Origin of the sequence: Chishuiella sp., from assembly GCF_032109125.1 — a bacterium.
GTDB lineage: Bacteria > Bacteroidota > Bacteroidia > Flavobacteriales > Weeksellaceae > Empedobacter.
In genome coordinates this window covers 71,634-88,480 of sequence record NZ_DAMCLZ010000014.1, presented here as the reverse complement: position 1 = coordinate 88,480, position 16,847 = coordinate 71,634, and the positions used below count along the sequence as shown (strand labels likewise).

Here is a 16,847-nt window from a genome sequence, read left to right as displayed (position 1 = left end):
CGAACCCCAACTAGCGGCACCAAAAACCGATGTGCTACCGTTACACCATGGGTCTCTGTCTTAATTGCTGTGCAAATATAGAAAGGTTTTTTAATTCTCCAAAACTATTTTTCTATGTTTTTAGCTAAAACAGTAGGTTTTTTAATTAATAATCTGAAAATGAATTAAAAAAAATTCTATTTTTTTTGAAAAAAAATAGAATTTTTAATCTCTTTATATATTTTTATCTTTAATTATGAAATAAACTTCAGAAAATTTTATTCTAAAGACATATTATTATCATGAAAAAATACTACAAAGTAATTTTTGCTAAATAGGAATCTTCTTCCGTTTTGACTTTAATACAATTTAGCTGATGATATTCGCAAGCATTTTTAAGTGTATCAAAATCTAAATATAGCCAATTAATTGTTTCATCAATTTCACCTTTATAATGAACTGTAAAATCTAACTCTCCATAATAATTACCATTACTTGGAATCCATTTACCTCCATCTTCATCTTCATCAAACATATAAATGATATCTGTTCCATCAATTAAGACTTGTCCATTATCATTCAATAATTTTTTAATTTTATCCAAATAAACGTTTATTAACAGCAAGTTTTGAAAAATGCCTGTACCATTCATTAAAAATAGAATAGTGTCATATTTCACGAACTCATCTAAATCAAGAAAATTTATAACTTTTACATCTTTAATACCTCTCAATTGACAAGCTTTAACAGCTTTTGGAGAAATATCAATTGCTAATACATCAATATTTTTTTCTTGTAAATAAAGTGCATGAGAACCTGCACCACATCCTACATCTAATGTTTTACCTTTTACTAAATCTAATGCTTTTTTTTCTAAAGAAGGCATTTCTTTATAAGCTCTAAAAAGATAATCAATAGGCATGACATCTAATTCTGAAATTGATGTTTCCGTGTATAAATCTTCAGGTAAATTATTGGTTTGATAATCTAATATTGCTTGCCCAAATAAATCTTTCATAAAAATTAACTCAACTCTTTCTTAGATATAATATGTTGCATAATTTGCTTTGCATGAGCACGAGAATTTTCTATAAACCAAATATTAGTTCTCATTCCTCCACAAACAACACCTGCCAAATATAAACCTGATACATTGGTTTCCATATTTTCAGGATTATACGTTGGTGTTTTTAATTCATCTTTACTTAATGTAATACCTGCATTTGTAAGAAATGAAAAATTAGGTTGATAACCAGTCATAGCTAAAACTGTATCATTTTTTAACGTAATATCTTCTTTTGGCGTTTGAATAGTCACAGAATTTTCATCAATGTATTTTAGGTTTGAGTTAAAATAAGCCTTGACACTACCTTCTGCTATTCTATTTTCTATATCTGGACGAACCCAATATTTTAAATTATCAGTAAACCCTTCTCCTCGTATAACCATAGTAACATTAGCTCCTTTTCTATAACATTCTAAAGCAGCATCAATAGCTGAATTATTTGCACCAACGACTACTACATCTTGAAAAGAATATGGATGAGCTTCTTTATAGTAATGATGTACTTTAGGTAGATCTTCTCCTTGAATATTCAACATATTTGGAATATCATAAAAACCTGTAGCAATAATTACATTTTTAGATTTATACTTGAATTTATTTGTTTGGACTCGAAATTGAGACACTTCATTTTTTGATATATTTAATACTTCTTCATATAAATGAATATTAAAATCAAAATATTTTTGAATATTCCTATAATATTCTAAAGCTTCTTGTCTTCCAGGTTTTGGAGCGATACAGTTAAAAGGAATACCTCCTATTTCTAATCTTTCTGCTGTAGAAAAAAAAGTCATATATAAAGGATAGTTATATAAGCTATTGGTTAAAGCTCCTTTTTCTATAATTAAATAAGATAATTTATTTTTTTTTGCTTCAATTGCACATGCTAAACCAATTGGTCCAGCTCCTACAATAATTAAATCATATTCATCTTTCATGATAACAAATTTATAAAGAATTAATCCGACTGAGATTAATAATTGCTTAATAAATATAAGAAAAAAGAAGGATATAAAATATTTAACATCTTTCTTTTTTATATTTTAATTGAATAAAAATATAAAAAAAGTTATTTTTAATATGAATTTCCATCTGTGATTTGTAATGAAAATTCTTTTATAAAAAACAGTAATTGATAATTATGAAATTCTATTTTTAGAAAATAATATAATAAAAAAGTAACATAAACATATGGTTTATGTTACTTTTTAAATTATTTTTTTTGAGATAAACTATTTTATTACAATTGGGAATGTTACTTGTGCATCTGTACTTCCTGCTGCATTTGTAATATCTCCATTACTTACATTTTCTCCTGTTTTATTTGGTTTATGAATTAATGTAACTGTTAGATCTCCTTTTGCTGGTGTTGAAGATGCTACAAATTTATATGATAGTCCTACTGGAAGGTTGTTTGCATCTACATCACTATATGTGATTGTACCTAAACCTTTTTGTTGAAAGAAAATTTGATGATGCTCTTTTTCTTCTCTAATTTCTTCTGTATTATCCTCATGTGGATCAGCGATATCATTCCAAAATTCTATTGTTCCGTTATATGTTTCTCCAGCATTAAAATCTCCTGAAACAGTAACTGTTGGAGCTAAAGGTCCATCACCATCAGGATCAACAGAATTAAGAGTAACAATATCTCCTTGTGTTCCATTTAATGTTAATGTAACTCTAGAAATGATTTCATTTTCATTGATTACTTCTGGTGTATCATCATCATTATTACATGCTTGTAAAGAGATTAACATTGCTGAAGCTAAAACTAATTTTCCGAATTTGTGTTTCATTTTTTAAAATTTATTGTGTTTAAAATATTGAGTATTGATTATCTGGCAAAGAGGAATTTTATTTCTAAAACTCTCTCTGCCTATATTATATAATGATATATTAATTAGTAATTAAAGCGTAATTGTATCATAAAATTTCGCCCTAGTTCATCTGCATAAAAACGTTGTTTATTTAGATAATTACGATAAGTTGTATTGAATAAATTATCTACAGAAAACGATACATTAAATCCTGTTTTTTCCCAATGTAACATTTTAGAAAAATCCATTCCTGCAGAAATATCAAATAAACTATACCCCTTTGGTGGTGTACTAATATCGACTAAAACATCTTTTGACTCTCCGTCTTGAATAATTGTTGAATGAAAATTATAATTAGGATAGTTATGCTGCGTAAAAAATGTTTGGTTTCTTAAAGTAACATTAAAATCATTCCATCTTGGATTTGTGTATGTAATTGAATTTACCCAATTTAAAGGAGGCATATCTATTAGTGCTTCTTTATCTGTAGTATTTCGTCCATGTATGTACGAAATTGCAGTTCGTTGACTAAAATTTTGATTATAATTCCATTGAGCATTTGCATCAATACCAAAAATTAATGCATTGTTCTGTACATATTTCCAAACTGGGAAAGCTCCACGTATTGTATATTCTATCGTAGAAGGAACTAACTGCATAAAATCATTGATTTTATTTACATAAGGTGTTACATCCCATTGGAAATTTTCTTCTTCGTGTTTAAAACTTAATGAAGCTTTTAATGCTTTCTCTTGTTTCAGACCCAAATTACCAATTTCTATAATTCCTGTAGAATGATGTAATCCGTCGCTAAAAAGTTCCGATGGATTTGGATTTCTCATCAAATACCCTGCATTGAAAATAAGACTATTGTAATGATTAATATGATAAGTTGCTCCTATTGAACTTGAAATATTTGAATAATTAAACTTTGGATAAGCTAATATTTGACTACCTACTGTTGATTTGTAGAATTGAGGAAAAGTCTTATCATATCCTAAACTTTCCCATCTTGTTTTAAGATAATATTTAAATGCTTCTACATAACTATAATCGTAACGAACAGCAGCATTAAAATCTAATTTTGATAATGGTTTGTAATCAAAAATACCATAAGCACTAAAATCATATCTATTATAATCAGGGATAAGAGGCATTACATTAGTAGACGGATTAGCTTTATTTGTTTGATATAATCCACTAAGTCCTGTTTGAAAAGATACTCCATTCCATTTTTTACTTTCAAAATCTAGATTAGCTGTTTGTGTATTTAATACAAGGTCAAGAGCTGGAATATTTTTATACTGCCCTCTACGTAAATCATACTCTTTTCTAGAATTATGTTGAAATGCATATTGAAAGTCTAATTTTCCTAAATTATCAAATTTATAATATGCATTAATTTTTGCTATATGATGTTGTATTTCTTGTTTAGGATTATCAATAGAATATGTAAAATCTCCAACATAATTTGGTTTATGATTATTAATTGCCGAAACCAAATCTGTTATATTACCTATATGTGACGCTGTTAAAATACCAATAATCGAATTATAAAAAGAATAAGAAGCATCTACTCCATATTTTACTCGGTCATAACCTACTCGTAAATTAACATCTTGGTTTCTAATCCCCGTATTAGACAATACATATTTCGGAGCTTCACTATCACCTAAATATTTCCCTGTAAGTGTTGTACCAAAATACAATCCACTTTTATACGTTTTTGTAAGATTTGTACTTATCGAACCTCCACGACCATTTGTGTTATAGGTAAACAGTGTTTTACCATACAATGAATCTTTTTTTACTGGAATTTCTGGTTGTAAAAGAACCATACCTCCAATAGCATTTCCATTGTACTTTAAAGCATTTGCACCAGTTATAACTGTAACTTTATTATAATTATTTATATCGACAGATGGTGCATGCTCACTTCCCCACTCTTGGTCTTCTACTCTTACATTATCAGCATAGACGGCAACTCTAGAACTGTGTAAACCATTAATAACTGGTTTTACAATATTAGATCCTGTTCTAAGAGCAGAAACGCCTTCTACTTCTTGTAGTGCATCACCTAAGCTTTTTGAACTATATTTTTCCAACACCTTAGTAGATAAAGTATGAGATGTTGTATTTTTTAAATTATCATTTTTGTGTTGAACCAAAGTTACTCCTTTCAAATAAGTAACATTTTGTTTCATTTTAAAATCCAAAACAATAGGATTGTTATCTACTGATATAATAGTGTCTAAAGGAGAATAATCCTTGTAAGATAATACTAACTTATAATTTCCTTTTTGTATACTATTAAATTGAAACTCTCCTTTTTTATTTGTTTTTACTGTTGCGATGTTATCACCTAAAGTAACCATAACATCTTTTATAGGAAGATTATTCTCATTATCAACCTTTCCCGAAATTTTGGTTTGTGCAAAACTATATGCAGAACCCAAAATTAAAAGGACAGATAAACTTTTTTTCATTTCCTTCTTAAAATTTGATTATAACATTATGATAAGAAACAACATAGTTATCCTTACATAATCTGAATAAGTAAATAAATAATAAAGTCTAAAAGACTAATTATTTAACAATATTAAATTAAGAAATGAATGTTGGTGGTGGCCGCTGTCTAAGAGTACTAAAAGTTATATACTCATGCAACTGTGAAATGTATTCTACTTTATTTTTTTCTTCAACAATCTTAATAATTATATTTTCTATCGATTGTTTTTCTTTTACTGTAGAAGTTAAATGAAATTGACAAATCTGACAATCTTGTTTTGTATTAGATTTGTGATGATGATTGTGTGCAGTTTTATGTTTATTATGAGCAATCTCTAAACTATGTTCAAATATATGTACAGATTGGAACAGTGTAAAAAACACCGCCAATACTATAATCATATATTTTTGTAAACTTTTCATCTATTCGTCACAAAAGTATAAATTATTTTATAACTATTAACTACGTTTTATGATAAATATTAGATTTTTTTTATAGTAAAACACTTTCAAAACTCAGCTTTTTAATAATTTTTAATTTTTATGGTGTTTAATGTACATTATTAAAAATTATTTTATATTTTTACCAAACCTCAGTAAAGAGGTATTTTTTAAACTATAAATGTAATCGATTACATAATAATAAATTTATTATATCATGACTAATTCAGAATTAAGGTATGCTCATCACCCAAATGATGTAAAAAAATATACAACAGAAGAATTAAGAGATCACTTTTTAATTCCAGAATTATTTTTAGAAAATACAATCAAATTAGTTTACTCTATGTATGACCGTTTAATTGTAGGAGGTATTTACCCAACAACAAAACCGTTAAAATTAGAGCCTACAGAAGATTTAAAAGCAAATTACTTTTTAGAGCGAAGAGAATTAGGAATTATAAATGTTGGAGGAAAAGGAAAAGTAACTGTAGATGGAATAATATATGAACTAAACAATAAAGAAGCTCTATACATTGGTAAAGGAAATAAAGAAATAATTTTTGATAAAAGCGAAAATGAGCAACCTTATTTTTATATCAATTCTGCTCCTGCACATGTAACATTTCCTACGAAGAAAGTAACTAAAAAAGAAGCTGAGATAGTAGAATTAGGTGAAACTAAATATGCAAACAAAAGAACAATCAACAAACTATTAGTAAATAGTGTTCTTGAAACTTGTCAATTACAAATGGGGATGACAGAGCTACACGAAGGTAGTGTATGGAATACAATGCCAGCACATACACATGAACGCCGCATGGAAGCTTATTTTTATTTTGATTTAGAAGAAGGTCAAACAATAAGCCATTACATGGGGCAACCTAATGAAACTAGACATATATTCATGCAAAATCATCAAGCTGTTTTATCACCAGAATGGTCTATTCACTCAGGTGTAGGTACATCTAACTATACGTTTATATGGGGAATGGCAGGAGAAAACATGGATTACGGAGATATGGACGCTGTAAAAACGAATGAATTAAAATAAGAACTATGAATTTATTTGATTTAACTGGTAAAGTAGCCTTAGTAACAGGAGGAACTCATGGTCTTGGAATGGCTATGGCAGAAGGCTTGGGCTCTGCTGGTGCAGAATTAGTTATTACTAGCACTACTCCATCTAAACTTGAGGATGCTTTAAGCTACTACAAAGGAAAAGGCTACAAAGCCACAGGATATATTTTTGATGTTACAGATGAGAAATTAGCTACCGAAAAAGTTGCTGAAATTGAACAGAAACATCAAAAAATTGATATTCTTGTAAACAACGCAGGAATTATAAAACGAGTTTTAGCTGTTGATATGCCAGTAGAAGACTTTAGAAAAGTAATTGATGTTGACTTAGTTGGTCCTTTTATCATGTCACAATTAGTTGTAAAAAACATGATAAAAAGACAATCTGGAAAAATAATTAATATTTGTTCTATGATGAGTGAGCTTGGTAGAGATAATGTATCTGCTTATGCTTCTGCAAAAGGAGGTCTAAAAATGTTGACTAGAAATTTAGCAACAGAATGGGCTAAATATAATATACAAGTCAATGGGATTGGACCTGGTTATTTTGCTACTTCACAAACAGAACCTATCCGAGTAGATGGAAATCCATTCAATGAATTTATCATTAGACGAACACCTACTGGTAGATGGGGAAATCCAGAAGATTTGGCTGGAACAACTATTTTTCTAGCTTCTGAAGCAAGTAATTTTATAAATGGACAAATAATTTATGTTGATGGTGGAATATTAGCCACAATTGGCAAACCAAATAACGAATAAAAAAAACACAAATGAAATCTTTTATAACAGATACATTCTTATTACAAAACAAATTTGCTGAAGAATTATATTTTAATTACGCAGAAAAATTACCCATTATAGATTATCATAATCATTTACCTCCAAAAGATATTGCCGAAAATCGTTCTTTTGAAAATATTTCTCAAGTTTGGATTGCAGGTGATCATTATAAATGGAGAGCTATGAGAACATTAGGTATTGATGAAAAATTTATTACTGGAAATGGTTCTGATCAAGAAAAGTTTGAAGCATGGGCTAAAACAGTTCCTCATACATTAAGAAATCCTTTATATCATTGGACACACCTAGAATTAAAAAGATATTTTGGAATTGATGAGTTATTAAATGAGAAAAATGCTTCTGAAATTTATCAAACAACATCTCAACAATTACAACAAGCAGATAAATCTTGCCAAGGTTTATTAACTTTAGTAAATGCAGAAACTGTATGTACAACAGAAGATCCTATAGATAATTTAGAATATCATAAACAATTACAAAACGGAAATTTTAAAACTAAAGTAAGTACAGCATTTAGACCTGATAAAGCAATTTTAATTGAAAATGAAGATTATAATTCTTACATAAATAAACTTGGTGAAGTTGCTGGAATCGAAATCAACTCTTATCAAGATTTGACAGACGCATTATATAAAAGAATTGAATATTTTAATGCAATCGGTTGCAGTATTTGTGATCATGGTTTAAATAACATTTCTTTTGAAGAATTCACTGATAATGAAATCAATATTATTTTCGAAAAGAAAAGAAATGGAGAAAAATTAGAAGCAAAACAAATAGAACAATTCAAAACGGCTATTTTATTATTTCTAGGAGAAACATACCACAAATTTAAATGGGTACAACAGTTTCATTTAGGTGCTTTACGTAATAATAATGCTAGAATGCATAAAGTATTAGGACCTGATACAGGTTGGGATTCTATAGGTGATTTTAAACAAGCAGCTAATCTTTCTAAATTCTTAAACAGATTGGATGGAAATGATAAATTAACAAAAACCATCATTTATAATTTAAATCCTGCCGATAACGAAATTTTTGCCTCTATGATTGGAAACTTCAATGATGGTAGTATTAAAGGTAAAGTTCAATTTGGATCTAGTTGGTGGTTTTTAGATCAAAAAGACGGAATTATAAAGCAAATGAATGCCTTATCTAACATGGGATTAATAAGTTGTTTTATAGGTATGTTGACAGATTCTAGAAGTTTCTTATCTTTCCCTAGACATGAATATTTCCGTAGAGTACTTTGCAATTTATTTGGAGAGGAAATGCAAAATGGAGAATTACCAAATGATATTGAGCTAGTTGGAAAAACAATAGCTAATATTTGTTATCACAATGCAAAAGAATACTTTGAATTTTAAATAAAATTATGGGTACTAAGATTTTAACTTTTGGTGAAGTTTTAATGAGATTATCACCTTCAAATTACAAAACATTGCAACAAAGTAATGAAGTTGAATTCTATTTCGGAGGAACAGAACTAAATGTTGCTACTTCTCTTTCTACATTAGGATGTGAAGTAAAACATGTATCAAACATATCTGATGATTTTATTGGAGATGCAGCATTATCTTTCATAAAAAGTCATGGAATTGATAGTTCTTACATCAACAGAACAGAACACCCTTTAGGTTTATATTTCCTTGAAGTTGGTTCTGCTGTAAGACCAAGCAGAATCTCATACAATAGATTAAATGGTTCTTTTGCTAATATAAACCCAACTGATATAAATTGGGAAAAGGCACTAGAAGATTGTTCTTATTTTCATTGGACAGGAATAACTCCTGGGATATCAGAAAATGCATATTTAGCATTAAAACAAGGATTAAAATTAGCAAAAGAAAAGGAAATAAATATCATCACAGATCCTGCTTACAGAAGTAATCTTTGGAAATATGGCAAAAAAGGACAAGAAATTTTAAAAGAACTTATTGGTTATTCTAACCTATTTATTGGAGGAGTAAATGAAATAAATGAAATACTAGAAACTAATTTTAATAGTGATGATGATAGCTTCATTGAAGCTTCTAAAACTTTAATAAGCACAATTCCTTCTATCAAAAAAGTATTTGATAAAGTAAGGATAGGTAAAAATGCTAGTAATCAAATCACAAAAGGAAGAGCTTGGGTTAATGACACTTACTTTGAAACAAGTGAAATAGAAATTTCACAGGTTGTAGATAGAATTGGAACAGGAGATGCTTTTGCAGCTGGACTAATCTATGGACTAATTCATCTTAAAAACGAAGAAGAGGCATTAAACTTTGCCAATGCTGCCTGTGCTCTAAAACATACTATACTTGGAGATGTTAATTTAGTTTCAAAAGAAGATATTTTAGAAGTTGTAAATGGAAATTTAGGAGGAAGAATAAAAAGATAATATGGCTAAATTTAATAGAATAGAAGTTGCTTTAAAAGCTAAAGAAACAGGAATTGTTCCAGTTTTCTATCATGAAGATATTACTATATGTAAAAATATTCTAAAAGCTTGTTACGACGGAGGTGTTCGTGTTTTCGAATTTACTAATCGTGGTGATTTCGCTCATGAAGTATTTACTGAACTAAATAAATATGCACTAAAAGAACTACCAGAATTAATTCTAGGTATTGGATCTGTACTTGACGCTCCTACAGCTTCATTATATATTCAATTAGGTACAAATTTCATTGTAGCTCCTTGCTTAAATACTGAGGTAGCAAAAGTTTGTAACCGCAGAAAAATAGCTTGGATGCCTGGATGTGGTTCTGTTACCGAAATATCATATGCAGAAGAATTAGGAGCTGAAATTGTAAAAATATTTCCTGCTTCACAAGTCGGAGGACCTGATTTCATAAAAGCAGTAAAAGGGCCTATGTCATGGACAAATATAATGCCTACAGGAGGTGTTGAACCAACTGAAGAAAGTTTAACAAAATGGATTAAAGCAGGTGCATATTGCGTTGGATTAGGATCTCAGTTATTCGTAAAAGATGACAATGGAAATTTCAATTATAAGGAAATAGAAAAAACTGTAAACAAATCAATTAATTTTTTAAAAACAATAAAATAAATATGATCTAACTATCACTATCTAAAACTAAACACCACAAAAAAATGAAAAACACTAATTCCATAAAACCAACGAGTTTTAGATGGACAATTTGTGGGCTATTATTTGTAGCCACAACCATCAATTATTTAGATCGCCAAGTATTGTCGTTAACTTGGAAAGATTATTTAGTTCCTGAATTTCATTGGAATAACAATGACTACGGAAACATAACTGCTCTATTCTCTATATTTTATGCCGTAAGTATGCTATTCGCAGGACGATTTATAGACAAAATGGGAACTAAAAAAGGTTTCCTGTATGCTATAGGAATATGGTCTTTAGGAGCTTGTTTACATGCATTCTGCGGAATAGCAACATCTGGATGGATAACTGGAGATTGGTTTGTTAGTTTTTCTGGAGCTAAAGACATTTTAGAAAAAGTAAGTAATGTTTCTTTAGTCATTTCTACAAGTGTTACGTTATTTATTTTTGCTCGATTAATATTAGCTATTGGTGAAGCTGGTAATTTTCCTGGTGCGATAAAAGCAACAGCAGAATATTTCCCTAAAAAAGATCGTGCATTAGCTACAAGTATTTTTAATGCAGGAGCTACAGTCGGAGCTTTAGCAGCTCCACTTACAATTCCATTTATTGCTAAATCTATGGGATGGGAAATGGCATTTATATTAATAGGTGCTCTTGGATTTATATGGATGGGATTTTGGATATTCATCTATCATTCTCCTGAAAAACATCCAAAAGTTAATGAAGAAGAATTACAATATATTCAACAAGATAATGATGGAAACATAGAAGAGACTACTAGTCAGGAAACTAAATTAACTTTCAAAGAATGTTTTAAATATAAACAAACATGGGCGTTTGCTTTTGGTAAATTTATGACAGATGGTGTTTGGTGGTTCTATTTATTCTGGACTCCAGCTTATTTAAGTTCTGTTTATAAAATGGATAGTACACAAAGCTCATTACCTTTATTTGTATTATACATGATAACATTATTATCTATTATTGGAGGATGGTTACCAAAATACTTTGTAGATAAAAAACAGATGAATCCATACTCAGGACGTATGCGTGCTATGTTAATTTTTGCTTTTTTCCCTTTATTAGCAATTGTTGCACAACCATTAGGAGCTACTAATTTCTGGATACCTGTTATTATTATTGGTATTGCAGGAGCAGCACACCAAGCGTGGTCTGCAAACATTTTCTCTACTGTAAGTGATATGTTTCCTAAAAGTGCTATTGCTACAATTGTGGGAATTGGAGGAATGGCTGGAGGAATTGGTTCATTTTTAATTAACAAATCTTCAGGTGTATTATTTGATTATTCTCATAAAGCTTGGACAACAATAGACGGTATTTCTTTATTAGAAAAATACCCGCAATATCAAAATGAACGTTTACCGGAAGATTTTCTATTGAATTTAGAAAAATCTGGAGCAATTGTAGTTGACGGAATAAACAAAGGATACATGATTATTTTTACAGTTTGTGGAATAGCATATTTAACAGCTTGGATTGTTATGAAAATTCTGGTTCCTAAATACAAAATCATCAAATAAAAAATTTCAAAAAGTTGCAAAATTGAAAAAAGAATTAAATAAAGAAACAATCAATCATAATAAAGAACTTCCTATTAAAATTATTCAATTTGGAGGAGGAAACTTTATGAGAGCTTTTACAGATTATGTAATCGATAAACTGAATAAAGATGCCAATTTTAATGCAGGAATCGCAAACATAAAAGTTACTCCTTCAGGAAGTTCTTTTCATACATTCGAAGATCAAGACAATCTTTATACGCTATTTACACGTGGAATAAAAAAGGGAAAAACAATTGATAATCATCAAATTATTTCTTCAATCCAAACGTCAATAAATCCGTATGAAGATTATCAAAAATTTATCGATTTAGCCAAAGAAGATGAATTAGAATTTGTTTTTTCTAATACAACCGAATCAGGAATTGTTTTTGACGATTCTGAAAATAAGTTAGGAAATACAGTTCATCAAAATTTCCCAGCAAAATTAACTACTCTTTTATATGAAAGATTTAAGTATTTCAAAGGAAACCAAGAGAAAGGATTAACTATAATCCCGTGCGAATTAATAGAAAATAATGCTTCTACTTTAAAGACTTATATCTTAGAATATGCTAAATTATGGAATTTAGATACTGAATTTTCTAATTGGATTAATTCTGCAAATTCATTCCATAATACACTAGTAGATAGAATAGTTCCCGGATTTCCAAAAGATGATTTAGAATCATACACAAATCAATTAGATTATAATGACGAATTAATTGTTGTTGCTGAAGCTTTTCTTCTATGGGTAATTCAAGGAAATAATAAATTACTAGAAAAAATACCTTTCGATAAAGCCAATGAACAAATATTAATTGTAGAAGATATTAATCCATATCGTACTTCAAAAGTACGAATACTTAACGGTGCGCATACTGCAATGGTTCCTTTTTCTATTATGATGGGAATAGAAACTGTAAAAGAAGCCATTGATAATGAAATTTCTGGTGAAATCATTAGACAAATTGCTTATGATGAAATCATTCCGATTCTTAATTTACCAAAAAATGAATTAGAAGAATATGCAGAAGATGTTTTTGATCGTTTTAGAAATCCATTCATCAAACATTATTTATCAAGTATTGCTTTAAATTCTATTTCAAAATTTAAAGTTCGTGTTTTACCAAGCTTTATAGAGTATATCTCTAAGTTTAATTCTTTACCTAAAAACATCACTTTCTCTTTCGCTACACTCCTACTCTTCTATAAAGGTGAATGGAATGGAAAAGCTTTACCATTAAGTGATGACGAATCAATCGTAGAAGAGTTTAAAAAAATATGGTCTTTAAACAACTATAAGGAAATTGCAAATTCTATTTTAAAAAATGAATCTTTTTGGAATCAAGATTTAACTAAAATAGAAGGTTTAGTTGATGAAGTCGCTCTAATATTCGAGCTAATCAACGAACAAGGTATTGAAAATGGATATTCAATTTACATTAAACAATAAGTTATTATGCAAAAAAAAGCTATAAAAGTTAATTCAACAGATAATGTTGTTGTTGCATTAGTAGATTTATCAGCAAATGAAAAAGTTATTGTTGATGATGTTGAATATTTAATCACAAAAGATACGAAAGCAAAACATAAATTTGCTGCTACAAACTTAAAAGAAGGTGATTCTATATACATGTACGGAATTATTGTTGGAAAAGCTGTACATAATATCGAAAAAGGTGAAGTAATAACAACAGAAAATGTAAAACACAAAAGTGCTAAAGTCGAGAAAAAAACTGATATGACAACATGGACTGCACCTAATGTAGATAAATGGAAAGACAGAACTTTTATGGGATACCACAGACCAGATGGACAAGTCGGAACTGAAAATGTATGGTTATTTTTTCCTTTAGTTTTTTGTGAAAATAGAAATGTTGAAACACTTAAAGATATTTTCGAAAAAGAGTTATTATTCGATAAACCTTCTAAACATCAATTATTACTACGCTCATTAATTAGTGATAAAGAAAATATAGAAGAAGACAACAAAGAAGATTATCGTGTTTTCAAAAACATTGAAGTTAAATTCATCACACATCAAGGTGGATGTGGAGGAATTAGACAAGATGCCGAAGCATTAGGAAGATTATTAGCTGGCTACGTAAAAAACCCTAATGTTGCCGGAGCAACTGTTTTAAGTTTAGGATGTCAAAATCTTCAAATAGAAATATTTAAAAATGCATTAGAAAAAATAAGTCCAAATAACAAAAAGCCTATCGTAATATACGAACAGCAAAAATCTGGAACAGTAGATGAAATGTTAGATGGAATTATAAAAGACTCTTATCTAGAAATTAAAAAAGCAAATGAAATTGAACGTCAACCAGCACCAATATCTAAATTAGTTTTAGGTTTAGAATGTGGTGGATCTGATGGTTTTTCTGGAATATCAGCAAATCCAACATTAGGAAGACTATCAGATTTGATGGCAGCAATCGGAGGTTCTACAATATTATCAGAATTTCCTGAATTATGTGGTGTTGAGCAGGAATTGGTTAATCGATGTGTAAACGAAAAAGATGCTGAACGTTTTCTTCAATTAATGAAAGATTTTGAAAACTCTGTTATTGCTGCCGGATCTGGTTTCGATATGAATCCTTCTCCTGGTAACATAAAAGATGGATTAATTACAGATGCTATGAAATCTGCTGGAGCAGCAAAAAAAGGAGGTTCCTCTCCTATTCAAGACGTTTTAGACTTTACTGAATATATCACAAAACCAGGATTAAATTTATTATGCACTCCTGGAAATGATGTCGAATGCACAACAGCATTAGTTGGTTCTGGTTCTAACGTTGTATTGTTTACAACTGGATTAGGAACACCAACAGGAAACCCAATTGTTCCTGTAGTCAAAATTTCTTCTAATAACACTTTAGTAAAAAATATGCCTGATATTATAGATTTTAATACAGGTGAAATTATTACAGGTGAAAAAACAATAGATGAAACTGCAGACGATCTTTTAGAATTTATTATTAAAGTTGCTAGCGGCGAAATAAAAACTAAAACTCAAATTTTAAATCAAAATGATTTTATTCCTTGGAGAAGAGGAGTTTCATTATAAATTATTTTCTTTTTGAAGATTTTCTTATATAAACTTCTGGATCTAAAATGACTCTTTTTTCAATAGATATTCCTGAAAAATTTTCGTTCATGTGTTCTAAAAATACTTGGGCGGAAATTTTTCCCATTTTATCTGGCGTTTGATCAATTGTACTAATTGGCAATTCCATATACTGAGTAAAAGGTTCATTACTAAAACCTATAATTGCAACATCATTAGGTATTTTTATCTCCTTCTTTCTTAATTCCTGACAAACTCCTAAAGCTGCATAATCGCTAGCCGAAAATATACCATCTGGCGGTAAATTTAAATCCCATAATTTCTTTACAGCTTCTACTCCTTCATCTACAGAGCTTTTTACTGTTATTAAATAATCATTATTAAAAGTTATTCCATAATCTTTCAGTGCTTGAACATATCCATTATATCTATTCTGATAAATTTCTAATCTTAAATCTCCAGATAAATGAGATATTCTTTTACAACCTTGTTCAATTAAATGTTCTGTTGCCAAATAACCTGCCTTATAATCATCAATAACAACTGTACTTATTCCAGAAATATCTTTCTTTCTATCAAAAAATAAAATCGGTGTATTAGTAGACTTTGCATTTTCTATATGTGTTACTTCATCTGTTGTTTTAGAGACTGACATAAAAATCCCATCAACTTGTGCATTAAGTAACGTATTTAACTGTTTTTTTTCTAAATCAATGTCTTCATGACTTTGGCAAATAATAACATGATATCCGTGGGGAGTTAACTCTTCCTCTATCCCGCGTATTACAGATGAAAAAAAATTACTATTGATATAAGGAACAATTACTCCAACATTATTCGTTTTTCCACTTTTTAAAGCTTGTGCTAAGGAATTTTGTTTATAATTTAATTCTTTAGCTGTTTTTAGAACAAGTTCTTTTGTTTTCTGACTTATTTTAGGATGATTATTCAATGCTCTAGATACTGTAGCTGCACTAATGTTTAGCTTTTCAGACAAATCATAAATTGTTATATTTTTTTTCATATATATAGGAATAACATAGTGTAAAGAAGAACAAAAAATAACTTCAAAGTTTTAAAGTAATTAATAAATATAATAATATCATATATTTTGACAAATTTAAGCTATTACAATCGATTACAATCTTAAATATTAAATTGATTTTTGAAAAATCAACAAATTCAATTCAAACCAATGAAAACCAACACTATAAATAAAAACAACATAGCTTTATATTAATAATATATATAATAATTATTCTTTAATTAAATATAATTTTAGCTTTTGTTAACAAATTTTTTAAATAATCTTTTGAATATAAAAAATTATTTATATTTTAGTGTCCTCTGTACACCTATTTATTTTAAATATTGCAATCGATTACATTTAATCGTTTCAAAAAAATAACAATAATATAAAAACCACACATATTA

General features: G+C 28.8%; 14 protein-coding genes. 8 read left to right on the top strand and 6 right to left on the bottom strand.

The features are described from left to right. Positions 1-292: 292 nt before the first annotated feature. The 5 genes from RT575_RS13275 to RT575_RS13255 form a co-directional block, all read right to left on the bottom strand. Entirely contained in the window at positions 293-997 is a 705-nt protein-coding gene (locus RT575_RS13275; RefSeq protein ID WP_313581491.1) for a class I SAM-dependent methyltransferase, read from the bottom strand. Between the two features lie 5 nt (positions 998-1,002). Further along, the gene (locus tag RT575_RS13270; protein WP_313581489.1) at positions 1,003-1,983 is read right to left on the bottom strand and encodes a YpdA family putative bacillithiol disulfide reductase; all 981 of its coding nucleotides are present in this window, start codon (positions 1,981-1,983) and stop codon (positions 1,003-1,005) included. A 294-nt stretch (positions 1,984-2,277) separates the two neighbouring features. Further along, positions 2,278-2,844: a type 1 periplasmic binding fold superfamily protein gene (locus tag RT575_RS13265; RefSeq protein ID WP_313581488.1), complete on the bottom strand. Its 567-nt coding sequence runs from the start codon at positions 2,842-2,844 to the stop codon at positions 2,278-2,280. 104 nt (positions 2,845-2,948) lie between these two features. Next, complete coding sequence (locus RT575_RS13260; RefSeq protein WP_313581486.1) at positions 2,949-5,351, bottom strand: TonB-dependent receptor domain-containing protein; 2,403 nt, start codon at positions 5,349-5,351, stop codon at positions 2,949-2,951. Between the two features lie 118 nt (positions 5,352-5,469). Continuing rightward, complete coding sequence (locus RT575_RS13255) at positions 5,470-5,775, bottom strand: hypothetical protein (protein ID WP_313581484.1); 306 nt, start codon at positions 5,773-5,775, stop codon at positions 5,470-5,472. Between the two features lie 256 nt (positions 5,776-6,031). Between RT575_RS13255 and kduI the strand changes: the two genes are divergently transcribed. Genes kduI through RT575_RS13215 form a run of 8 tightly spaced genes read left to right on the top strand, consistent with a single transcriptional unit; the run spans position 6,032 to position 15,413 of the window. Then, on the top strand, positions 6,032-6,868 hold the full coding sequence (gene kduI, locus RT575_RS13250; protein WP_313581482.1) for a 5-dehydro-4-deoxy-D-glucuronate isomerase: 837 nt from the start codon (positions 6,032-6,034) through the stop codon (positions 6,866-6,868). A 5-nt stretch (positions 6,869-6,873) separates the two neighbouring features. Further along, positions 6,874-7,656, top strand: a complete 783-nt coding sequence (locus RT575_RS13245) for a gluconate 5-dehydrogenase (protein ID WP_313581480.1) — start codon at positions 6,874-6,876, stop codon at positions 7,654-7,656. 11 nt (positions 7,657-7,667) lie between these two features. Next, positions 7,668-9,065 carry a glucuronate isomerase gene (uxaC, locus tag RT575_RS13240; RefSeq protein ID WP_313581478.1) on the top strand — a complete coding sequence of 466 codons (1,398 nt, stop codon included), beginning with the start codon at positions 7,668-7,670 and terminating at the stop codon, positions 9,063-9,065. A gap of 8 nt (positions 9,066-9,073) precedes the next feature. Next, positions 9,074-10,084: a sugar kinase gene (locus RT575_RS13235; protein ID WP_313581476.1), complete on the top strand. Its 1,011-nt coding sequence runs from the start codon at positions 9,074-9,076 to the stop codon at positions 10,082-10,084. A 1-nt stretch (position 10,085) separates the two neighbouring features. Continuing rightward, entirely contained in the window at positions 10,086-10,754 is a 669-nt protein-coding gene (locus RT575_RS13230; protein WP_313386233.1) for a bifunctional 4-hydroxy-2-oxoglutarate aldolase/2-dehydro-3-deoxy-phosphogluconate aldolase, read from the top strand. 44 nt (positions 10,755-10,798) lie between these two features. Further along, positions 10,799-12,322 carry an MFS transporter gene (locus RT575_RS13225; RefSeq protein WP_313581474.1) on the top strand — a complete coding sequence of 508 codons (1,524 nt, stop codon included), beginning with the start codon at positions 10,799-10,801 and terminating at the stop codon, positions 12,320-12,322. A 22-nt stretch (positions 12,323-12,344) separates the two neighbouring features. Then, positions 12,345-13,796 carry a tagaturonate reductase gene (locus RT575_RS13220; protein ID WP_313581472.1) on the top strand — a complete coding sequence of 484 codons (1,452 nt, stop codon included), beginning with the start codon at positions 12,345-12,347 and terminating at the stop codon, positions 13,794-13,796. Between the two features lie 6 nt (positions 13,797-13,802). Further along, positions 13,803-15,413 carry an altronate dehydratase family protein gene (locus RT575_RS13215; protein ID WP_313581470.1) on the top strand — a complete coding sequence of 537 codons (1,611 nt, stop codon included), beginning with the start codon at positions 13,803-13,805 and terminating at the stop codon, positions 15,411-15,413. A gap of 1 nt (position 15,414) precedes the next feature. Here RT575_RS13215 and RT575_RS13210 read toward each other — a convergent pair whose 3' ends face one another. Continuing rightward, positions 15,415-16,437, bottom strand: coding sequence for a LacI family DNA-binding transcriptional regulator (locus tag RT575_RS13210; protein ID WP_313581468.1), 1,023 nt, complete (start codon positions 16,435-16,437; stop codon positions 15,415-15,417). Positions 16,438-16,847 lie beyond the last annotated feature (410 nt).